The organism is Ruegeria sp. YTSA226, assembly GCF_059609905.1.
In genome coordinates this window covers 190,683-210,870 of sequence record NZ_JBXWMQ010000003.1, presented here as the reverse complement: position 1 = coordinate 210,870, position 20,188 = coordinate 190,683, and the positions used below count along the sequence as shown (strand labels likewise).

Below are 20,188 nucleotides of genomic sequence, written 5' to 3'. Positions count from 1 at the left end.
TTGGGATGCTGCCATTATTTGCGCCGCGATAATAGACGTCACGCTGTGAGGGTCCAGCTTTGAATTTTCAAAAAGTCAAATTGGGCACGGGCCTGTATTTTGTTGCCACTCCGATCGGGGCGGCGCGCGACATTACGCTCAGGGCGCTAGACGTGTTGGCGTCGGCGGACATGATTGCCGCCGAAGACACGCGCAGCCTGCGCCGGTTGATGGAGATTCACGGCGTTCCGCTCGAGGGCCGCCGCATTCTTGCCTATCACGATCACAGCGGTGCAGGCGCCCGCGGCAAAATCCTGGACGCGCTGAAAGAGGGGAAATCAGTGGCTTATGCGTCCGAGGCCGGGATGCCGCTGATCGCGGACCCGGGATACGATCTGGGACGACAGGCGGCCGAGGCGGGGCACACTGTCACCTGCGCGCCGGGGCCGTCCGCCGCGCTGATGGCGCTGACGCTGGCCGGTTTGCCGACGGATGCCTTTTTCTTTGCGGGGTTTTTGCCCAATGCCTCAGGCGCGCGCCGGACGCGGATCGAGACGCTGCGAGATGTGCCTGGGACGTTGGTATTTTATGAATCTCCGAAACGTGTGGCGTCCTGTCTGTCGGATCTGGCCGAGGTTCTAGGGGAAAACAGGCAGGCCGCGATGTGCCGCGAATTAACCAAGAAATTCGAAGAAGTTCGGCGCGGGTCGCTGGCAGAGCTGGCAGAAGAATTGGCGAGTCAGACGGTCAAAGGCGAAATTGTTCTGCTGGTAGACCGTGGGGCTTCGGAAACTGTTAACGATTCAGACATAGAAGAGGCTTTGATACGCGCCCTGGAAACTCATTCAGTACGCGATGCGGCGGATTTGGTGTCGCAGATGTATAAACTGCCGCGTCGACCGATCTATCAGAAGGCGCTGAATCTCGGGAAAGGGTAAGATGACCTCACGCAGCACTGTCCGAAGTTCGGTTTCTTATCATGCGGGTCAGGCGGCGGAACAGCAGGTTGCGGCAGATTACGAGCGGCGGGGATATTCCATAGCACATCGCCGTTGGCGCGGGGCAGGGGGCGAGATTGATCTGATCGTCCGCAACGGCGATGGATTGGTTTTCGTCGAGGTCAAGAAAAGCACAAGCTTTGAGATGGCTGCTGCCCGGATCAAACGGCGCCAGATGGACCGTATCTGTGCCTCGGCTGCCCAATTTCTGGAAGGGGAACCCAACGGCCAGCTGACAAATGTTCGGTTTGATGCGGCTTTGGTGGATGCGTTCGGCGCGGTGCAAATCATCGAAAACGCCTTTGATCAGGTCTGACCCCATTGAACCCCCGGCCTGGCTGGGCCATGTATCTGGCGTGAAACTGAGGGACACGCCATGAAAATTGCCTTTCAGATGGACCCGATCGGGGCCGTGGATATCAATGCCGACAGCTCATTCCGTCTGGCCGAAGAGGCACAGGTGCGCGGGCATACGCTGTTCTTCTACAGCCCTGACAAACTGGCTTATCAGGAGGGCCGGATCACGGCCCGCGGCCATGATATGACGGTGCAGCGCGTGGCCGGAAACCCGGCAGAATTGGGGCCCGAGCGCGAGGTTGATCTGGCCGAGTTCGACGTGGTCTGGCTGCGTCAGGATCCCCCGTTTGACATGCACTATATCACTTCTACCCACCTGCTGGACCGGCTTAAGGGACAGGCGCTGGTGGTAAATGATCCATTCTGGGTTCGGAACTATCCCGAAAAACTCCTGGTGCTGGATTTCCCTGATCTGACGCCACCGACAACCATCGCCCGCGATCTGCAGACGATTAAGGCGTTCAAAGAAAAGCACGGCGATATTATCCTGAAACCGCTTTATGGAAATGGCGGTGCGGGGGTGTTCCGGTTGGATGGCAACGACCGGAACCTGACATCTTTGCACGAGTTGTTCACCGGGTTTTCGCGCGAACCTCTGATCGTTCAGAAATTCCTGCCCGATGTCAGCAATGGCGACAAACGGGTCATTCTGGTGGACGGTCAGGCTGTGGGTGCAATCAACCGTGTTCCCGCCAAAGGTGAAACACGATCCAACATGCATGTGGGGGGACGGCCCGAAAAGGTTGGTCTGACGGATCGCGATCTTGAGATTTGCGCAGCCATTGGACCTTTGTTGAAGGAAAAAGGGCAGGTTTTTGTTGGTATCGATGTAATCGGCGATTACCTGACCGAGATTAACGTGACTTCGCCAACCGGAATTCAGGAATTGGAACGGTTTGATGGCGTGAACATCGCGGAAAAGATTTGGCAGGCCATCGAAGCCAGGCTTTAAGATGCAATATTGGCGCTGATGCGAAAGCTCAGCGCCTCGGCCACATGGGGTCTTCGGACATCTGATGCGCCGTCCAGATCGGCGATGGTGCGCGCGACCCGCAAGATGCGGTGAAAGGCGCGCGCTGACAAACCAAATTTCTCGGCCGCTTTCAACAGCAGCTCTTTTCCTTCGGCATCCGGCGCGGCGATTTCTTCCAGCACATTGCCCTCAACATCCGCATTCTGGCGCGCGGACGTTCCATTGTATCTTTGCGCTTGAACCGCACGCGCCTGCTCGACACGCGCGGCAACCGTGGCCGAACTGTCCCCGGATGGAGGCAGGTCAAGGTCGGTGAACCCGACCGGAGGCACCTCGATCCTCAGGTCGAACCGATCTATCAGCGGGCCTGAAATGCGCCCCAGATAATCCTCGCCGCAGACCGGCGCACGCGAGCAGGCCCGCGCCGGATCTGTCAAGTAGCCGCATTTGCAGGGGTTGGCGGCGGTAACCAGCATAAAGCGGCAGGGGTATTTCACATGCGCATTGGCACGTGCAATCATGACCTCTCCGGTTTCGATGGGTTGGCGCAGGGTTTCCAGAACGGTTCGTGGGAATTCGGGAAATTCATCCATGAACAAAACCCCGTTATGGGCCAATGAGATTTCTCCTGGTTTGGCTCCTTTCCCTCCACCAACAATGGCCGCCATCGATGCCGTATGATGCGGCTCGCGAAACGGTCTGGTGCGGCTGATGCCGCCTTCGTCAAGCAGGCCGCTCAGGGATTGGATCATCGAGGTTTCAAGCGCCTCGGTCGGTGTCAGCGGCGGCAATATCCCCGGCAGGCGCGCGGCCAGCATGGATTTCCCGGACCCCGGCGTGCCGATCATCATCAGGTGGTGCCGCCCTGCGGCGGCAATCTCCAACGCGCGTTTCGCCCGCTCCTGCCCTTTTACATCGCGCAGGTCGCGGGTGCTGGGGGAAAGGTTGACCTCGCCGGGCAGGGCAGCGGGCAAAGGGGCTTGGCCCGAGAAGTGGCGGACAACATCGCCCAAAGATTCAGCGCCGATCACCTGAGTAGCGTCAACCCAAGCCGCCTCGGCGCTGGAGGCCCGAGGGCACAGCAGGGTTCGGTCCTCGGCCGCGGCGGTCATCGCGGCAGGAAGCGCCCCGACAACAGGCACAAGAGACCCGTCCAGTGACAATTCCCCCAGTGAAACGGCCCCTTCAGCCGCGTCCTTGGGAATGATTTCCAGGGCTGACAGCAGAGCCACCGCAATGGGCAGGTCGAAATGGCTGCCTTCTTTGGGCAGGTCAGCGGGGGATAGGTTGATAGTGATACGCTTTGACGGCAGGGCAATGGCCATCGAGCTTAGCGCGCTTCGGACGCGATCGCGGGCCTCTGAAACTGCTTTGTCAGGCAGGCCGACGATGGAAAAGGCAGGCAACCCCGGTGAAACCGCGCATTGCACCTCGACCGGGCGGGCGTCGACACCTTGAAAGGCGACTGTATGAGAACGAGCGACCATGAACGACCTGCTTGGTTAACAGGTCGTTACTGGCACGCCGCCGGTTTAGGAATCGTTAACGGCGCTGACCATTTGAGTGAATTTCGGCCATGCTTCCGGATCGGCGAGGGTTTTGTCGCGGCAGAACCGATTGCAGAATCCCCAGCGCTGACCGTCCAGGTCCAGAAAATCTGTGACGGGCTCTCCGGAATAGGGGCAGGTCTGGTTGACCGAGGGGCCGCTCTGGGCGGCCACAGCAGACGATGCCCCGCCGATTGGCCAGGGATCCGATTGAAGGTCCAGCGAATACGGGAAAGGGTCGTACTGGACTGTCAGACCCATCGCACGCCACTGCCTGACAACCGGATCCGACAGGAGGGTCAGGCAATAGTCCCGGTTGGCGTCCGAAACAGGCAGCCCATAACCGATGATCCGCGCGGCAACGGGCGTGTAAAACACATCCACCAAAGAATATGTACCGAACAAAGGGCCGGTGTTCGCCCCAGACACTTGGCGCGCATGATCCCAAAGGGTTTCGATCCGGCGCAGGTCAGCAAGCGTTTCGGCCGCCGGTTCGAAACCCTTCCAACTATGAAGCAGCTGCATCGCGCATTCCCCGCGGAGGGCTGAAAACCCGGCCACCATCTCGGTGCAAAGCCACCGTGCAGTGGCGCGGGCAGCCGCGTCAGAGGGCCACAATCCGACCTGTGGGTGGCGCTCAGCCAAGGTCTCGGCCATGGCAAGGCTTTCACCAACCACAGTTCCGTCTGGCAGGCGCAGAGCAGGCACCAGACGCGCCGGGAACAGGGGTTTCATATCCTCGGCCATAGTGCCTGAATAAAGGCCGATCATGTGGTTTCGATAGGGCAGGTCGAACTTTTCCAGCATCAACCAACCACGCAAGGACCAACTGGAAAACAGGCGGTCTCCGATAAACAAATCATAGGTCATGGGTCTAGGATGACTCAGGCTATTCAATCCGTAAAACAGAGATTTGTGCGCGGCCTGATCACGGGCAGTGATTGATCCGACCGACCGACCAACCGTCGCCGTGATGAGTAATCTCAGTCACGGAAAGATTGTCGATCCGGTGGCCGAAAGCCTCTTGCGCGTCCACATCCATGGCACGCTGGACCTGTGTCAGGATGACGCCGAAATGGGCAACAATGATCAGGTCCTGGCCGGTGTGATCGCCAATCAACCTGTCAATAACCGCGTTGACGCGGGCTCGGACTTCATTCCAGCTTTCGCCGTTTGGCGGGCGAACTTCACCGGGATTGTCCCAGTAGGCGAAGGTTAGTTCGGGGTCTTCGGCCTCGATTTCCTCGAACCCGCGCAATTCCCAACTGCCAAAATTGATCTCTCGCAGGTCGGGGTGGTGGGGCAGGCGGTGCCGGGTGCCCTGTACCGCCGAAGCCGTGTCAACGGCACGGCACAGGTCGGATGAGATCAACAACCCGTTGGCCGGCAAGTAGCTTTTTAGCCGGCCAATGGCGGCGTGGTCGCTTAGGTCAGCAGGCAGATCGGACCAGCCGACCATGGTTTTGGCATGGGTCGGACCGTGCCTGACTAGATGCAGACGCGTCATGGCAGTTGCCCTTTCAATACCACAGGAAGCCCGGCAGTGACCTGAACCACCAGATCAGCCTGCGCGGCGAGCGCGATGTTCAGGCGGCCTTGCGCCTCGCGGAATTGGCGAGACAGGGCGTTGCCCGGGACGATCCCGTGGCCAACCTCGTTCGAGACGATGACGACCGGGGCAGGACAGTCTCGTAACGCATCAAGCAGTGCTGTCTGGGCCTGCTGCAGGTCGTGTTCCGCCAGCAGGTGATTGGTTAGCCACATGGTAGCACAATCTATCAGACAGATCTGATCCGGGGTCAGCTCGGCCAGCGTTGCGCCAAGGTCCAGGGGGGTCTCGATCGTTTCCCAACCGCTGCCGCGCTGTGAAACATGGCGCTTAACCTTATCGCGCATCTCATCATCAAACACTTGTGATGTGGCCAGATAAACGCGGCTTTTCCCTGATAAAACAACAAGTTGCTCGGCGAATGCCGACTTGCCTGAGGCTGCTCCGCCCAGCACAAAGGTTAAATCCGAACCCACGATCATTACCTTTTAAGTGATCCACCTGGTGTTGTTCTGCGTATCGACCATGGGTCGGCAAGGCAAGCCCGGGCCGCGCCAGCGAAAAAGGGAGATTTCCATGGCACTGGACAGCGCAAACGATTTCTCGATGTCGCGCAGGGCGATGAAGGCCGAGTTACTGGACGCCGAGACCGAATTGAAGCTGGCCTATGCCTGGCGTGACCAGCGCGATGAAAAGGCGCTGCACCGGTTGATCACGGCTTATATGCGGTTGGCAATTTCGATGGCGGCCAAGTTCAAACGCTATGGCGCGCCGATGAACGATCTGATCCAAGAGGCCGGATTGGGTCTGATGAAGGCCGCTGACAAATTTGACCCGGATCGCGGGGTTCGGTTCTCGACCTATGCTGTCTGGTGGATCAAGGCGAGTATCCAGGACTATGTAATGCGAAACTGGTCAATGGTTCGGACCGGGTCCACCTCTGCCCAGAAATCTCTGTTTTTCAACATGCGTCGCGTCCAGGCCCGGCTTGAACGCGAAGCGGCCACTGATGGGATGGCGCTGGACCGTCACCAGTTGCACCAGATGATAGCAGCCGAGATCGGTGTTCCGTTGCGTGACGTTGAGATGATGCAAGGCCGGCTGGCAGGGTCGGATTTCTCGTTGAACGCTGTGCAATCCACGGATGAAGACGGGCGCGAATGGATCGACGCGTTAGAGGATGACCGGGCACAGGCTGCTGAAACCGTTGAAAACAAGCACGACACCGAACAGTTGCGCGAATGGTTGGTGATGGCGATGCAAGCCCTCAACGACCGAGAGCGCTTCATCGTGCGCGAACGCAAGCTGCGTGAACCGGTGCGCACACTGGAAAGCCTGGGTCAGGAACTGGGCCTGTCGAAAGAGAGGGTGCGTCAGCTTGAAGCCGCGGCTTTTGTAAAAATGCGTAAGAACCTTGAAGCTCAATCGCGCGAGGTGCAACACTTCATCGCATGAAACAGATTGCGATTCTGATGTGTACACTGATGGTTATGGCTGGGTCCGGTCATGCCGATGACCTGATCCCTGACGATGTTGCGGCCGCGATGCGAATGGCAGACGTTGTTTTGTTGGGCGAAACCCATGACAATCCTCGCCATCATCTGGTTCAGGAACAGGCAATTACATTGATCGACCCCTCCGCCGTGGTCTGGGAAATGGTCACCGAGGAAGGCGCACAGCGCCTGGCGCAAAAAGCGGCGTCCGATCCCGAAGAACTGTCACGCATCCTGCGTTGGGCGGAATCCGGCTGGCCCCCTCTCAGCCTGTATTACCCGATCTTTCAGGCCACGGATGCGCCGGTCTATGGCGCAATGGTCCCGCGTAAGGCAGCGCGTACAGCGATGGAACGTGGCGCTGCAACTGCGCTGGGCGCTGACGCAGCGCGATTTGGGTTGACCATACCTCTGTCAAAGGCGGAACAGGCGGCGCGCGAGGCTGACCAGATGGCGGCGCATTGCGATGCGCTGCCGGAAAGCGCTCTGCCGCAGCTGGTTGCGATCCAAAGGTTGCGCGATGCGGTGCTGGCACGGGCCATATTGCGTGCCGTTGACGAAACTGGTGGCCCGGTTGCCGTTATCACCGGAAATGGCCACGCGCGAAAGGACCGCGGTATTCCGACATTCCTGTCGCGTCTGCGTCCGGGTCTTATAGTGTATGTCCTGGGTCAGTCTGAAGACGGTACGATCCAAGGGGACTATGATGCAGTCATCGACAGCCCCACCGTGGACCGAGAAGACCCCTGCCTGGCCTTTCAACCGCAGAATTAACCGCTGGAACTGTCGGGCGCGCTTGCCTAATGTCGGGGCCGACCGAGACGGGAAGGGCACAACATGCTGGCATCGAAACGGATTCTGCTGATCATTGGTGGCGGTATTGCTGCCTATAAGTCACTGGATCTGATCCGGCGACTGAAGGAACGCGGCGCCGCCGTTACGCCGGTCCTGACCCGCGCAGCAGAAGAATTCGTGACACCTCTGTCTGTTGCCGCGCTGGCCGGCGAGAAGGCCTATCGCGATCTGTTCGATCTGACCGATGAGGCCGAGATGGGGCATATCCAGCTGTCCCGATCTGCGGATCTTGTCGTGGTCGCTCCGGCGACTGCGGATTTAATGGGCAAAATGGCAGGTGGGTTGGCGAATGATCTGGCCTCGACCCTATTGATGGCGACTGACACACCGGTTCTGTGTGCGCCTGCGATGAATGTCCGTATGTGGGATCACCCGGCGACGCGTCGTAATTTTGAACAGTTGCAGGCGGACGGCATTCGTTTTGTCGGGCCGAACGAAGGCGACATGGCCTGTGGCGAATATGGTCCGGGCCGCATGTCGGAACCGCTTGAGATCGTCGCCGCGATTGAGGCATCGCTGGGCAGCGGACCGCTCAGCGGTAAACGCATTCTTGTGACCTCGGGTCCCACGCACGAGCCGATTGACCCGGTGCGCTATATCGCGAACCGCTCATCCGGGGCGCAGGGCACAGCGATTGCACGTGCTCTGTCTGCGTTGGGTGCAGAGGTTGTGTTTGTAACCGGACCTGCCGAGGTTCCTACACCCGATGGGGTCGAGGTTGTGCGGGTTGAAACAGCCCAGCAGATGTCAGACGCGGTGGATTCAGCCTTGCCTGTCGATGCCGGGGTATTTGCCGCCGCCGTGGCGGATTGGCGGGTGGCCAGCGCGTCGGACCGCAAGCTGAAAAAGACACGCGACGGTCTTCCGGCGCTGGATTTTGCTGAAAACCCGGACATTCTGAAGCGGGTCGCCAAGCTGGACGATGGACGCCCCGCGCTAGTTGTTGGCTTTGCCGCGGAAACGGACAATGTGATCGAACATGCGACCGCCAAACGCGACCGCAAAGGGTGCGACTGGATCATTGCGAATGATGTCAGCCCGGGGACCGGGATCATGGGGGGCGCAGAAAACGCGGTGATCCTGATCTCCGATGATGGGGCTGAGGAATGGCCACGTATGGGCAAAGACGCAGTGGCAGAAAGACTGGCACACAAGATTTCCGACGCGCTGGCCGGTTAGACAAGAGGATATCCGATGGTAGCAATTCGTGTGATCCGTGAGGACGGGGCCGACCCTTCGGTGCCCTTGCCATCTTATGAAACCACCGGAGCGGCAGGCGCGGATGTGCGTGCAAACTTCCCGGACAAGACGCCGATCACGCTGCTGCCCGGTCAGCGGGCTCTGGTTCCCACCGGACTGCGGATTGAAATCCCAAAAGGGTATGAGGTGCAGGTCCGGCCCCGCTCGGGCCTTGCGCTGAAATACGGGATCACGCTGCCCAATACGCCGGGTACGATCGACAGCGACTATCGCGGCCCTCTGGGGGTGATCCTGTTGAACGCTGGGCAGGAGAGCTTTGAAATCACCCATGGGGAACGTATCGCCCAACTGGTCGTCGCCCCGGTGGTGCAGGCGTCATTCGAGGCCACGGATACACTCAGCGATACTGACCGCGGTGCAGGCGGGTTCGGTTCGACCGGGCGCGGCTGATGTTACTTGTCCTGATCATCGCCGCAGCGCTTTGGGGGCTCGGCTATCTGGCTGGCGTGTCACGCAATGCACGGATGATTTCGGTTGGGGTGTTGTTGCTGGGGGTAATCTCGGCACAGCTGGTTTTGCCCCTTGGTAACCCCCTGCGTCAGGCCACGGGTGGTTCTGCTGCGACCTGGTTGATTTTGGTTGGTACGGCGGTTCTGGTTCTGATCTATGGAAAGGGACTGAAAGCGCTGCGAAAACGCGCGGCGCCGGCCTCGAACAAGGAGCCAGCCATGCCCTCAGACAAATTCTCCGAGACCGAGCTTGACCGCTATGCCCGCCATATCGTGTTGCGCGAAATTGGTGGGCCAGGGCAGAAAAAGATGAAGCAGGCCCGCGTGCTTGTGATCGGCGCCGGGGGGCTTGGGGCGCCCGCTTTGCAGTATCTGGCTGCGGCCGGGGTCGGCACGATAGGGGTTATTGATGATGATGAGGTTGAGAACGCCAATCTTCAGCGTCAGGTGATCCACCAGGATGCGGATATCGGCATGCCCAAGGTTTTTTCGGCCCAGCAGGCCATGCTGGCGCAAAACCCGAACGTGGTTGTTCTGCCCTATCACCGCCGACTGACCGAAGAGGTCGCCACCGAGTTATTTTCCGATTTTGACGTCATCCTGGACGGAACTGATAATTTCGACACGCGCTATTTGGCAAATCGCACGGCGGTCGCGTTGGGCAAGCCGCTGATTTCGGGTGCGCTGTCGCAGTGGGAAGGCCAGCTCAGCGTTTTCGACCCGGCCAACGATGCGCCTTGTTATCAGTGCATTTTCCCCGAGGCTCCGGCTCCAGGTCTGGCCCCGTCGTGCGCCGAGGCTGGGGTGATCGGCCCCTTGCCTGGCGTCGTCGGTTCGATGATGGCTGTTGAGGCGATCAAGGTGATCACCGGGGCAGGTCTGGCACTGAGGGGTGAGATGCTGATTTACGACGCTCTCTATGGCGAAAGCCGCAAGATTACACTGCCTCGCCGTGCAGATTGCCCCGTTTGTGGCAAAGGATAACCCCCTGCTCTGGATCGAACGCGCCGTCGTTCTTAGGTAGGGGACAAAGGAGACTTCAATGAACAACCCGATTCTGTCCGCCTGGACCAGCGCGTTCGAAATTGCGCCGTTCGACAAGATTTCCGACACGGATTTCGCCCCGGCCCTGGACGCGGCCATGCAGGCCCATAACGCTGAGATTGGCGCGATTGCCTCTAACCCGGAGGCCCCGACTTTTGCCAACACGGTCGAAGCGCTGGAAGCTGCAGGAGAGATGATGGACAAGGTTCTGTCGGTATTCTTCACGGTCGCGGGCGCAGACAGCAATCCCTTGCGTGAGGAGTTGCAGCGCGAATTTTCACCCAAGCTGGCCGCGCATTTCTCGGGGATTTCGTCCAACAAGGCGTTGTTTCAGCGGGTCGCCGACCTGTGGGCGCGCAAGGATGAACTGGGCCTGACGGATGAGCAGGCACGCGTTCTGATGCTGTCGCATCGCGGGTTTGTGCGCGCTGGTGCAGCGCTTGAGGGAAACGAAGACACGCGGATGCAAGAGATCAAAGCGCGGCTTGCCTCGCTGGGGACGTCCTTCACCCAGAACCTTCTTGCCGATGAGCGCGATTGGTTCATGGAATTGTCCGAAGATGACCTACAGGGGCTTCCTGGTTTTGTGGTCAATTCTGCCCGGGCAGCGGGTGAGGAAAAGGGTGCAAAAGGACCGGTTGTCACCCTGTCCCGGTCACTGATCGTACCGTTTCTGCAGTTTTCACCGCGCCGGGATTTGCGCCAGAAAGCCTATCGCGCCTGGACCGCGCGCGGGGCAAATGGCGGCGAGACTGACAACCGGGAAATTGCCGCCCAAATCCTGCAGTTGCGTCAGGAACGTGCAAAGCTGCTGGGCTATGAAAGCTTTGCCGATTTCAAACTGGAAACCGAAATGGCCCGCACGCCCGACCGCGTCCGTGATCTGCTGATGCAGGTTTGGGAGCCTGCCAAAACGCGCGCCAATGCTGATGCCGAAATCCTGACGCAGATGATGCGGAATGATGGGGTGAATGGGCCTTTGGAGGCGTGGGACTGGCGTTACTACGCCGAGAAACGCCGCAAGGCTGAACACGATCTGGATGAGGCTGCGCTGAAACCGTACCTGCAGTTGGATCGCATGATCGAGGCCTCTTTTGCCTGCGCGAACCGTTTGTTCGGGCTGGAATTCAAGCAGTTGGACATACCGCTGTACCATCCGGACTGCCGGGCCTGGGAGGTGACACGGAACGGGCAACATATCGCGGTGTTCATCGGGGATTACTTTGCACGCGGCTCCAAACGGTCAGGCGCTTGGTGCAGCGCGATGCGCGGGCAGGCAAAGTTTCCCAAGGTGCAGGCTCCGGTCGTGATCAACGTCTGTAATTTCGCCAAGGGTGATCCGGCGCTGCTGTCTTATGACGACGCTCGGACTTTGTTCCATGAATTCGGCCATGCGTTGCACCAGATGCTGTCGAACGTGACCTATGAAAGCATCTCGGGCACCTCCGTTGCGCGCGACTTTGTCGAGCTGCCCAGCCAGCTATACGAACACTGGCTTGAAGTCCCAGAGGTTCTGGCCGAATTCGCCACTCATGCCGAAACCGGCGCGCCGATGCCGCAGGAGATGCTAAAGAAAGTGCTCAAGGCCGCCAATTTCGATCAGGGGTTCCAGACTGTAGAATATGTGGCCTCGGCGCTGGTTGATCTGGCCTTTCATGAGGGCGCAGCGCCCGACGAGCCGATGGCGAGACAGGCAAAAGTTCTGGCGGATCTGGGAATGCCCGCGGCAATCGGGATGCGCCATGCCACGCCGCATTTTGCGCATGTGTTTGCTGGTGACGGCTATAGCGCTGGCTATTACAGCTATATGTGGTCCGAGGTCATGGATTCAGACGCCTTCGCCGCGTTCGAAGAGGCGGGGGGCGCCTTTGATTCCGAACGCGCAAAAGCGCTGGAGGAAAATATCCTGTCCACCGGCGGTTCCCGCGAAGCCGAAGAACTATATCTGGCCTTCCGCGGTCGTTTGCCGGGGGTTGAGGCCCTGCTGAAGGGGCGCGGCCTTATCGCAGCCTAATATCCCAATTCGCGGTCAACGAGGTGCAGGAAAGGCTCGCCCGCCTCACCTCTGCGAATATTTTCACAGATCACCTGCGCCGATGTAACTGGGCGGGTTTCAGAGGCAATGTGAGGCGTCACCGTGACGTTTGGATGCGTCCAATACGGGTGGCTCGCAGGCAGCGGCTCGACCCGGAAAACATCCAGCGTTGCGTGACCGATCTGGCCCGTATCCAGAGCTGCCAGCAAGGCTTGATCGTCGATCAGCGGTCCTCGGCCCGGGTTGATGATATGCGCACCCTTGGGCATCAGCGCCAGGGTTTCGGCGTTCAGTGTGTTTTTCGTGGCAGGCGTATCGGGCAGCAATAAAACCGCGATCTCGGCCTGTGTCAGTGCCGCACGCAACCCATCCTCACCGTGAAAGCAGGTGACCCCGGGGATGGCCTTGGCCGAGCGGCTCCAGCCGGTAACGTTGAAATTCAGTGTCGACAGCGCGCGGGCTGCGGCCTCTCCCAATGCGCCAAGGCCCAGGATGCAGACGGTTCTGTCCGAGGCCAGCGGTGGTGGATCTGGGGCCCAAACCCCATCCTGAACCGTGATGTGCCGGTCCATACCCAGATGATAGCGCAGCACGTGACCGACGACCCATTCGGTCATTCCCTGCGTCAACCCGTGGTCCACCATTCGCGCCAGCGGCACAGTCAGAGTGTCATTCTCGACGATGCTTTCGATCCCAGCCCATAGGCTGAGCACGGCCTTGAGGCGGGTGTAAGGTGCAAAATCCCGTAAGCCGCTATTGGGCGCATAGACGACGTAATCCACCTGATCTGGTTCAAACGTGGTGCCTAGCTGAAACACGACCCCGGCATTAGTCAGGTACTGTGTCATCAAGGGTTGATACACGGGCCATAGTTCGGGGCGTGCCGAGAACAGGATGTTTGCGGTCATAACGGGCCTTTCGGATCAGCGGGGGCGGTGAATATGGGCACTTTGGACGATGCCGAAAGCTGCCATCAAAACCAGCATGGCCGAACCGCCATAGCTGACCATCGGCAGGGGAACTCCTACGACTGGGGCCAAGCCCATGACCATCGACATGTTCACGGCAAAGAATAGGAAGAAGTTCAGTGCGATACCCAGCGTGACCAAAGAGGAAAACCTGTCCTTGGTTGTCAGGGCCGTAACCAGGCAGAAGATCAGGATCAGCCCATAGAGAACCAGCAGGGTGATGCCGCCGACAAATCCGAATTCTTCGGCCAGCGTCGTAAAGATGAAATCTGTGTGTTTCTCGGGCAGGAAGTTCAGGCGCGATTGTGTGCCCTGCATGAACCCGCGCCCGTTCCAGCCTCCGGACCCCAGCGCGATCTTGGATTGGGTGATGTGATACCCCGCGCCCAGCGGATCGGTGGAGGGATCAAGGAAGGTGTCGATGCGGCGGAACTGGTAATCCTTGAGCAACTGCCACTCGGTTCCGCGGCTGTTGAAGACCGTGGCGATCAGACCGACACCCGCGGCGATAACCGCAGCGAAATAGGCCCAGTGAACGCCGGCAAGAAACATCAGGCCTCCCCCCGCCGCCAGCAGCAGGATCGAGGTGCCAAGATCTGGCTGACGCAACACCATAAAGGTGGGGATCAGGATCAGGATGACAGGGATCAGAACCCAAAGGGGGTGTGACGTTTTATGCGATGGGAGCCAGTCGTAATAGGCCGCAAGCACCATCACCAGTGCTACTTTCATCACCTCTGATGGCTGCAGGCGCATGAACCCCAGGTCGATCCAGCGTTGCGCGCCCATGCCAACTGTTCCGAACAACTCGACCACCACAAGTAGAGCGATCGAGGCCAGATAAGCCAGAACCGACATATTTCGCCAGAACCAGATCGGGACCAGTGCCACAATGAACATCGCGGTCAGGCCCAACCCAAAGCGTTCCATCTGAGGTTCGGCCCAAGGGGTCCATGATCCACCCGCCACCGAGTACAGCATCAGGAACCCTGCGCTGGCCACGCTGATCAGCAGCAGGGTCAGGGGCCAGTTCATATACAGGAACTTGCGGAACCCCGATGGCGTGGATTTGACGGCATATTCAAGATAGCTCATGCGCGGTCCTTCTGGGGCGGACGCGCTTTGGGGCGGCGGTCGCCCTCCAGCCGTTTTTGCTGTTCCTTGATACGCTCACGATCGGCGGCCGGATAGGCTTCGAGTGGTGGCGTACCGTTGTACAGCGCCTGCAGCATGATATCCCGTGCAACCGGTGCCGCGGCCTTCGACCCCCCGCCGCCATGTTCCACCACGACGGCTACGGCGTATTTCGGGTTGTCATAGGGGGCAAAGCTGACGAACAGCGCGTGGTCACGGCGTTCCCACGGCAAGTCTTCGTTGCGGATAACGCCAGCCGCACGTTCTGCCTTGGTGATATTGCGGACTTGGCTGGTGCCGGTCTTGCCCGCCATACGGAACTCATCCGAGATGATACGGCTGCGATAAGCCGTGCCGCGCCGGTCGTTCGAGACCGAAAACATTGCCTTGCGGACATATTCCAGATTAGTCCGATTGACCGCGAGCGGTTCCCCCGCGCCCGAGGGTTGTTCAACCCCATTGACCGAACGCACAAGGCGTGGCGAGACCGCACGCCCAGTTGCAATCCGGGCTGTCATGACGGCTAGTTGCAGCGGTGAGGCCAGCATAAAGCCCTGACCGATTGAGGCATTGGCAGTGTCACCTACCAGCCATTCTTCGCCGTGGACACGCTCTTTCCAAGCCTGATTGGGGGCAAGCCCTGCAGCCACTGCGGACATCGGGATATCGTGTTTCACGCCCAGCCCAAAGATACGAGCCATGTCGGAGATATTGTCGATGCCTGTGCGCAGGGCAACGTCGTAATAATACACATCGCAGCTGCGTTTCAGAGACAGACCAAGATCAACTGTACCATGCCCGCCGCGTTTCCAACAATGGAACCGGCGACTGCCGACTTTCAAGTGGCCGGGGCAGTAAACAGTGTTTCCAGGACCGATGACCCCAGCCTCAAGCGCGGCCATGGCAGTGATCATCTTAAAGGTCGAGCCGGGTGGATAGGTGCCCTGTACTGTCTTGTTGGCCAACGGGCGATAGTTGTCTTGTGTCAGAGCCCGGTAATCGGCAACCGAGATTCCGCGCACAAAAAGGTTGGGATCAAAGCTGGGTGCGGAACTGATGGCGCGGATATCACCGGTCTCACAGTCGATCACCACTGCTGCGGCGCTTTCACCAGCCAAACGGGCCTGAGCGTATTGTTGAAGATCGGCATCGACCGACAGTTGCAAATCGGCCCCGGCCAAACCTTCTTGACGGTCAAGTTCACGCATCACGCGGCCGGTGGCGTTCACTTCGACGCGTTTGGCGCCTGCTTTGCCGCGCAGGCTGATTTCCTGTTTGGCCTCAAGCCCGACCTTGCCGATCTGAAAACGGGGAATGCGCAGAACGGGTTCCGGATCTTCTATCTGACTGAGGTCGTAATCGCTGACCGGTCCGACATAGCCGACGATATGCGCGAAATCCTCATATCTGGGATATTGCCGGGTCATCCCGACCTCGGGTGTGACACCGGGCAGGGCGGGGGCGTTGACGGCAACTTTCGAGATATCTTCCCACGTGACTTGATCGGCCAGAGTGACCGGCAGGAACGGGGCCGATCTTCGCATTTCGGTCATGGCGCGTTCGATCTCATCCTCGGTCAGTGGGATCAGTTCAGAAAGCTTGGAGATGACGGCTTCAACATCGCCCGCATCTTCGCGCACCATGACGATACGGTAGGACGGAGAGTTTTGCCCGATGATCTGCCCGTTGCGATCGTATATTCGACCACGTGTGGGCGGGATCAGGCGGATGTTAATCCGGTTTTCCTCGGCCAACAGGCGGTATTCGTCAGCCTGATCTACCTGCATAAACCGCATCCGGGCGGCCAGACCTCCGATAAAAGCGGCTTGCAGGCCTCCAAGGATCAGCGCACGGCGTGGCAAACGTTTATAGGCGAGGCCCTGTGACTTAAGTTTGCGCTGTTTCATTACCGCCCTCCCGACAGGCCAGGGTCAGAAGGTGCGACACGACGCACACCAAAACCGTTCTGACTGAGCAGAACGATCAATGGGTAGATCCCGATTGTCAGAACCACTTGCACCACGACCATCCCCAATGCCGCTTGTTGCACGGACAGAATAGCAAGAATGACGCGATTCAGGAAAAAAACAGCTGTGATCACGACGGCAACGGTGGTCCATTCGCCCAAAAAGCCCGCGTCGCGCAACCCGGGAGTTGCGGACCGAAGATAGGCAGTACCCAACACAACAAGCGCGGCCAGCAAGCCGGGGGGACGTTGAAACAGAAGGTCGGCTGCCAGCATGATCAGGGCGACCAGCAGGGTTGGCACATATTCGGGGCGCCGCAGAACCCAGGCATAGGTCAACGCGATCAGGAAATCCGGAAACGGCCAGCGATCCGGCTGCGTGTCCAGTGGCAGCAGGTGCAGGAACAAGACCAGCAGCGCCAACAGCAGATACAGGCCACGTTTGAGCCACAGATTGGACGCGGCACTATCCATCGCCAGTCTCCGTCGGTGTCAGTGCCGCCTCGGGTTGGCGTGGGCCGACAATTCCTCCAGGGTCCTGAATAAGTGGCGCAGACTGATAGCGTAGCACTCTTAGAAATTTGAGCCGTTCAAAATCTGCAGACAGCCGCACCCGCAGGCGGCCACCCGGATCAGCGGTAATCTGACCGATCAGCAGGCCGCCAGGGAAAACGCCGCCATCCCCCGAGGTCACAACCCTGTCGCCCGGGCGCACCAGTTCGCGGTTCTCCAGAAACTCAACCACAGGCGCGGCGGTGTTGTCCCCGGCAATCAGAGCGGTCTGCCCCGACGGTTGAATCGTGGCAGGTATCGCGCTGGACGCGTCGGTCATCAGGATCACCCGTGCGGTATCTGGACCAACTCCCGAGATACGGCCGACAACGCCAATCCCGTCCATGGTGGCCCATCCATCCATAATTCCGTCACGCTCGCCCACGTTCAACAGAACCGACTGCCGGAACGGAGAACCGCTATCGGCCATGACAACCCCGGTAATATAGGTCAGGCGCGGATCGAGACGCACATTGTTTAGATCCAGAAGCCGGGCATTTTCCTGCTCAAGTTGTAGTGCGGCCTCTTTCCAGGCGCGCATCAGACGCAACTCGCTGCGCAATTCCTGGTTCTGCTCGCTCAGGCGTTGATAGCTCTGAAAATCCCGTGCCAGATTGACCGCAGCGGTAACCGGAACCATCGCCCAATCCATCGAGGGCACCACGTTGTCGACAACTTGCGCCCGAAACCGTTCGACGCGAGGGCTGTCAATGCGCCAGACCAGAAAGATGCCCAGAAGGCACAGAACCACGATCCCCAGCAACAAACGACGGAGCGGGGTGGTGTATTCATCGCGCTGTGATCGGTCCTTTGCCACAGGACTCCTTCCCGTGCTGCTCGCGCCCGAATGTACCCTTTAGAGGGTGCGCGCCTTAGCTTTCGTAGTCAATCGCGTGGCGCAGCTGTTTTTCGTATTCCAGTGCCTTGCCGGTGCCCAAAGCCACACAGTTTAGGCTTTCATCAGCAATTGACACGGCCAGACCTGTCTGTTCCCGCAGTGCCAAATCCAAATCGCCCAACAAAGCACCGCCACCGGTCAGCATGACGCCGCGGTCCACGATATCTGCGGCCAGATCAGGCGGCGTGGTTTCAAGTGCGGTCATAACGGCTTCGCAGATTGCCTGAACCGGTTCCGACAGGGCCTCGGCGACCTGCGCCTGGCTGATTTCGATTTCTTTGGGCACGCCATTCAACAGATCGCGGCCACGGATATGCATCGACTGGCCGCGCCCATCATCAGGCATACGGGCGGTTCCGATCGTGGTCTTGATCCGCTCGGCGGTGGATTCACCCACCAACAGGTTCTGCTGGCGGCGCAAGTATGAGATAATCGCCTCATCCATTCGGTCTCCGCCAACGCGGACCGAACGGGCATAGACAATGTCGCCCAGCGACAGAACGGCAACCTCGGTGGTGCCGCCGCCGATATCCACGACCATGTTGCCGGTCGGGTCAGTGATGGGCATTCCTGCACCAATAGCCGCAGCGATGGGTTCGGCGATCAGGCCCGCCCGGCGAGCGCCTGCGGACATAACCGATTGGCGAATGGCCCGTTTTTCAACAGGCGTAGCACCATGGGGGACGCAGACAATGATTTTGGGCTTTGAGAATGTGGAGCGTTTATGCACCTTACGAATAAAGTGCTTGATCATTTCTTCAGCGGTGTCAAAATCCGCAATCACGCCTTCGCGCATGGGGCGGATCGCTTCGATCGAACCAGGGGTTCGGCCCAGCATCAGCTTGGCATCCTCACCGACGGCGAGAACTTTCTTAACCCCATCCTTGACGTGGTAGGCCACAACTGAAGGTTCCGACAGGATCACACCGCGCCCTTTGACATAAACAAGCGTATTTGCTGTTCCAAGGTCGATCGCCATGTCCGCTGAGAACAAGCCGCCCAGATTGCCAAAGATGCCCATGTTGTACTGATCCCGTTCGTCAGAATTTCTACTGCCCGCGACTCGACGGTTCCGGGACGGATGTCTTATAGGGTGCCATCTCGCCCGGTAAAAGGGCTGATTCCGCGTAACTCAGCACCTTTCCGCCTTATTGAGAGGGACTTTAGAAGGCAACATGCTCTCTTATCAACACATTTACCACGCCGGGAATCTGGCTGATGTTCAAAAGCACGCTCTTTTGGCATGGGTACTGGACTATCTGACGCGAAAAGATAAGCCGATAACCTATCTGGAAACCCATTCCGGGCGTGGCCTGTACCAGTTAGACGCAGCAGAAGCCGTGCGCACAGGCGAGGCCGCCGTAGGTATCAAGCGAGCGCAGCGCGAAGGGTGGTTTCCATCTGATCATCCTTTGTCGCAGGCGCTGGCCAAGGTTCATGAACGGCACGGAGAAAACAGCTATGCCGGTTCGCCGCTGATCGCGGCCAACCTGCTGAGGGATCAGGACAGCCTGCATTTCGCAGAGCTGCACCCGCAGGAATACGCGGCATTGTCGATGACCATGTCCTCCTTTGGGGCAAAGGAGTACAAACAGGACGGGTTTGAGCTGGCGCAGTCGTTGCTGCCGCCAACGCCGCGGCGCGGGATGCTGATGATTGATCCCAGCTATGAGGTGAAGGCGGATTATGACCGGCTGCCGGGCGTGATCTCAAAACTGCACCGTAAATGGAATGTGGGCGTCATCGCGCTGTGGTATCCGATCCTGACCGATCAACGCCAGGCCCCGATGATTGCCGCGTTGAAGGCTCAGGGCTTTCCCAAGGCGATCTGTCATGAAGTCCAGTTTGCACCTGCGCGGGAAGGTCACCGAATGGTCGGATCAGGGATGTTCCTGCTGAACGCGCCCTTTGGCATCCAAGATGAAATGGACCGTCTGTCAGAGCTGTTCAAAGGGCTGTGACGCCAGTCTGATTTCGGACCATAGGGTTCTCCCGCCCCATTTGCCAGCATCTTAAAGATGCCGTCAAACGTGTTGGGCCCGGCAGCGCGCCGCAGGCGCGCTGCCGGGCCCAAAGCCGCAAGGGCGTCCGGCGTAGCCGGGCACCTGCGGGTGCGGGAGCCCTTGGGAGT

At 59.2% G+C, this 20,188-nt stretch carries 20 protein-coding genes; 10 read left to right on the top strand and 10 right to left on the bottom strand.

What is annotated here, in order from left to right; all coding sequences use genetic code 11:
- Positions 1 to 59 precede the first annotated feature (59 nt).
- From rsmI to gshB, 3 genes are read left to right on the top strand one after another with little or no spacing between them, the layout of a single operon-like run.
- Positions 60 to 917 carry a 16S rRNA (cytidine(1402)-2'-O)-methyltransferase gene (gene rsmI, locus AC2FFF_RS05995; protein ID WP_281972527.1) on the top strand — a complete coding sequence of 286 codons (858 nt, stop codon included), beginning with the start codon at positions 60 to 62 and terminating at the stop codon, positions 915 to 917.
- Position 918: 1 nt separating this feature from the next.
- A complete protein-coding gene (locus AC2FFF_RS05990) occupies positions 919 to 1,293 on the top strand; it encodes a YraN family protein (RefSeq protein WP_142635564.1) in 375 nt (124 codons plus the stop codon).
- A gap of 60 nt (positions 1,294 to 1,353) precedes the next feature.
- A complete protein-coding gene (gshB, locus tag AC2FFF_RS05985) occupies positions 1,354 to 2,286 on the top strand; it encodes a glutathione synthase (RefSeq protein ID WP_281972526.1) in 933 nt (310 codons plus the stop codon).
- Here the strand turns inward: gshB and AC2FFF_RS05980 are convergent.
- From AC2FFF_RS05980 to cobU, 4 genes are read right to left on the bottom strand one after another with little or no spacing between them, the layout of a single operon-like run.
- Positions 2,283 to 3,794: a YifB family Mg chelatase-like AAA ATPase gene (locus AC2FFF_RS05980; protein WP_281972525.1), complete on the bottom strand. Its 1,512-nt coding sequence runs from the start codon at positions 3,792 to 3,794 to the stop codon at positions 2,283 to 2,285. The two genes, gshB and AC2FFF_RS05980, sit on opposite strands and share 4 nt — an antisense overlap.
- A 45-nt stretch (positions 3,795 to 3,839) precedes the next feature.
- On the bottom strand, positions 3,840 to 4,724 hold the full coding sequence (locus AC2FFF_RS05975) for a glutathione S-transferase (RefSeq protein ID WP_142635570.1): 885 nt from the start codon (positions 4,722 to 4,724) through the stop codon (positions 3,840 to 3,842).
- A gap of 58 nt (positions 4,725 to 4,782) precedes the next feature.
- The gene (locus AC2FFF_RS05970; protein WP_281972524.1) at positions 4,783 to 5,361 is read right to left on the bottom strand and encodes a histidine phosphatase family protein; all 579 of its coding nucleotides are present in this window, start codon (positions 5,359 to 5,361) and stop codon (positions 4,783 to 4,785) included.
- Positions 5,358 to 5,879, bottom strand: coding sequence for a bifunctional adenosylcobinamide kinase/adenosylcobinamide-phosphate guanylyltransferase (gene cobU / locus AC2FFF_RS05965; protein WP_281972523.1), 522 nt, complete (start codon positions 5,877 to 5,879; stop codon positions 5,358 to 5,360). Before cobU ends, AC2FFF_RS05970 begins: the two co-directional genes overlap by 4 nt.
- 100 nt (positions 5,880 to 5,979) lie before the next feature.
- Between cobU and AC2FFF_RS05960 the strand changes: the two genes are divergently transcribed.
- From AC2FFF_RS05960 to AC2FFF_RS05935, 6 genes are all read left to right on the top strand, one after another.
- Positions 5,980 to 6,858 (top strand): RNA polymerase factor sigma-32, encoded by an 879-nt coding sequence (locus AC2FFF_RS05960; protein ID WP_281972522.1) that lies wholly within the window; start codon positions 5,980 to 5,982, stop codon positions 6,856 to 6,858.
- Positions 6,855 to 7,670, top strand: a complete 816-nt coding sequence (locus AC2FFF_RS05955) for a ChaN family lipoprotein (protein ID WP_281972521.1) — start codon at positions 6,855 to 6,857, stop codon at positions 7,668 to 7,670. Before AC2FFF_RS05960 ends, AC2FFF_RS05955 begins: the two co-directional genes overlap by 4 nt.
- Positions 7,671 to 7,733: 63 nt before the next feature.
- A complete protein-coding gene (coaBC, locus tag AC2FFF_RS05950; RefSeq protein ID WP_496882887.1) occupies positions 7,734 to 8,930 on the top strand; it encodes a bifunctional phosphopantothenoylcysteine decarboxylase/phosphopantothenate--cysteine ligase CoaBC in 1,197 nt (398 codons plus the stop codon).
- A 15-nt stretch (positions 8,931 to 8,945) separates the two neighbouring features.
- Entirely contained in the window at positions 8,946 to 9,401 is a 456-nt protein-coding gene (gene dut, locus AC2FFF_RS05945; protein WP_271948363.1) for a dUTP diphosphatase, read from the top strand.
- Positions 9,401 to 10,444: a HesA/MoeB/ThiF family protein gene (locus tag AC2FFF_RS05940; RefSeq protein WP_281972520.1), complete on the top strand. Its 1,044-nt coding sequence runs from the start codon at positions 9,401 to 9,403 to the stop codon at positions 10,442 to 10,444. Before dut ends, AC2FFF_RS05940 begins: the two co-directional genes overlap by 1 nt.
- Before the next feature lie 58 nt (positions 10,445 to 10,502).
- Entirely contained in the window at positions 10,503 to 12,518 is a 2,016-nt protein-coding gene (locus AC2FFF_RS05935) for a M3 family metallopeptidase (protein ID WP_496882886.1), read from the top strand.
- Here AC2FFF_RS05935 and AC2FFF_RS05930 read toward each other — a convergent pair.
- From AC2FFF_RS05930 to AC2FFF_RS05905, 6 genes are read right to left on the bottom strand one after another with little or no spacing between them, the layout of a single operon-like run.
- A complete protein-coding gene (locus AC2FFF_RS05930; RefSeq protein ID WP_281972518.1) occupies positions 12,515 to 13,447 on the bottom strand; it encodes a 2-hydroxyacid dehydrogenase in 933 nt (310 codons plus the stop codon). The two genes, AC2FFF_RS05935 and AC2FFF_RS05930, sit on opposite strands and share 4 nt — an antisense overlap.
- Positions 13,448 to 13,462: 15 nt before the next feature.
- Complete coding sequence (rodA, locus tag AC2FFF_RS05925) at positions 13,463 to 14,602, bottom strand: rod shape-determining protein RodA (RefSeq protein ID WP_142635590.1); 1,140 nt, start codon at positions 14,600 to 14,602, stop codon at positions 13,463 to 13,465.
- Entirely contained in the window at positions 14,599 to 16,548 is a 1,950-nt protein-coding gene (gene mrdA / locus AC2FFF_RS05920) for a penicillin-binding protein 2 (RefSeq protein WP_281972517.1), read from the bottom strand. Before mrdA ends, rodA begins: the two co-directional genes overlap by 4 nt.
- Positions 16,548 to 17,081, bottom strand: a complete 534-nt coding sequence (locus AC2FFF_RS05915) for a rod shape-determining protein MreD (protein WP_281995377.1) — start codon at positions 17,079 to 17,081, stop codon at positions 16,548 to 16,550. The genes mrdA and AC2FFF_RS05915 overlap by 1 nt, the downstream gene beginning before the upstream one ends.
- Positions 17,074 to 17,976 carry a rod shape-determining protein MreC gene (gene mreC, locus AC2FFF_RS05910; RefSeq protein ID WP_281972515.1) on the bottom strand — a complete coding sequence of 301 codons (903 nt, stop codon included), beginning with the start codon at positions 17,974 to 17,976 and terminating at the stop codon, positions 17,074 to 17,076. Before mreC ends, AC2FFF_RS05915 begins: the two co-directional genes overlap by 8 nt.
- A 55-nt stretch (positions 17,977 to 18,031) precedes the next feature.
- Positions 18,032 to 19,078, bottom strand: a complete 1,047-nt coding sequence (locus AC2FFF_RS05905) for a rod shape-determining protein (RefSeq protein WP_142635599.1) — start codon at positions 19,076 to 19,078, stop codon at positions 18,032 to 18,034.
- Positions 19,079 to 19,232: 154 nt separating this feature from the next.
- On the opposite strand from AC2FFF_RS05905, the gene rlmJ reads away from it, so the two are divergent.
- Entirely contained in the window at positions 19,233 to 20,018 is a 786-nt protein-coding gene (rlmJ, locus tag AC2FFF_RS05900) for a 23S rRNA (adenine(2030)-N(6))-methyltransferase RlmJ (RefSeq protein ID WP_281972514.1), read from the top strand.
- Positions 20,019 to 20,188 lie beyond the last annotated feature (170 nt).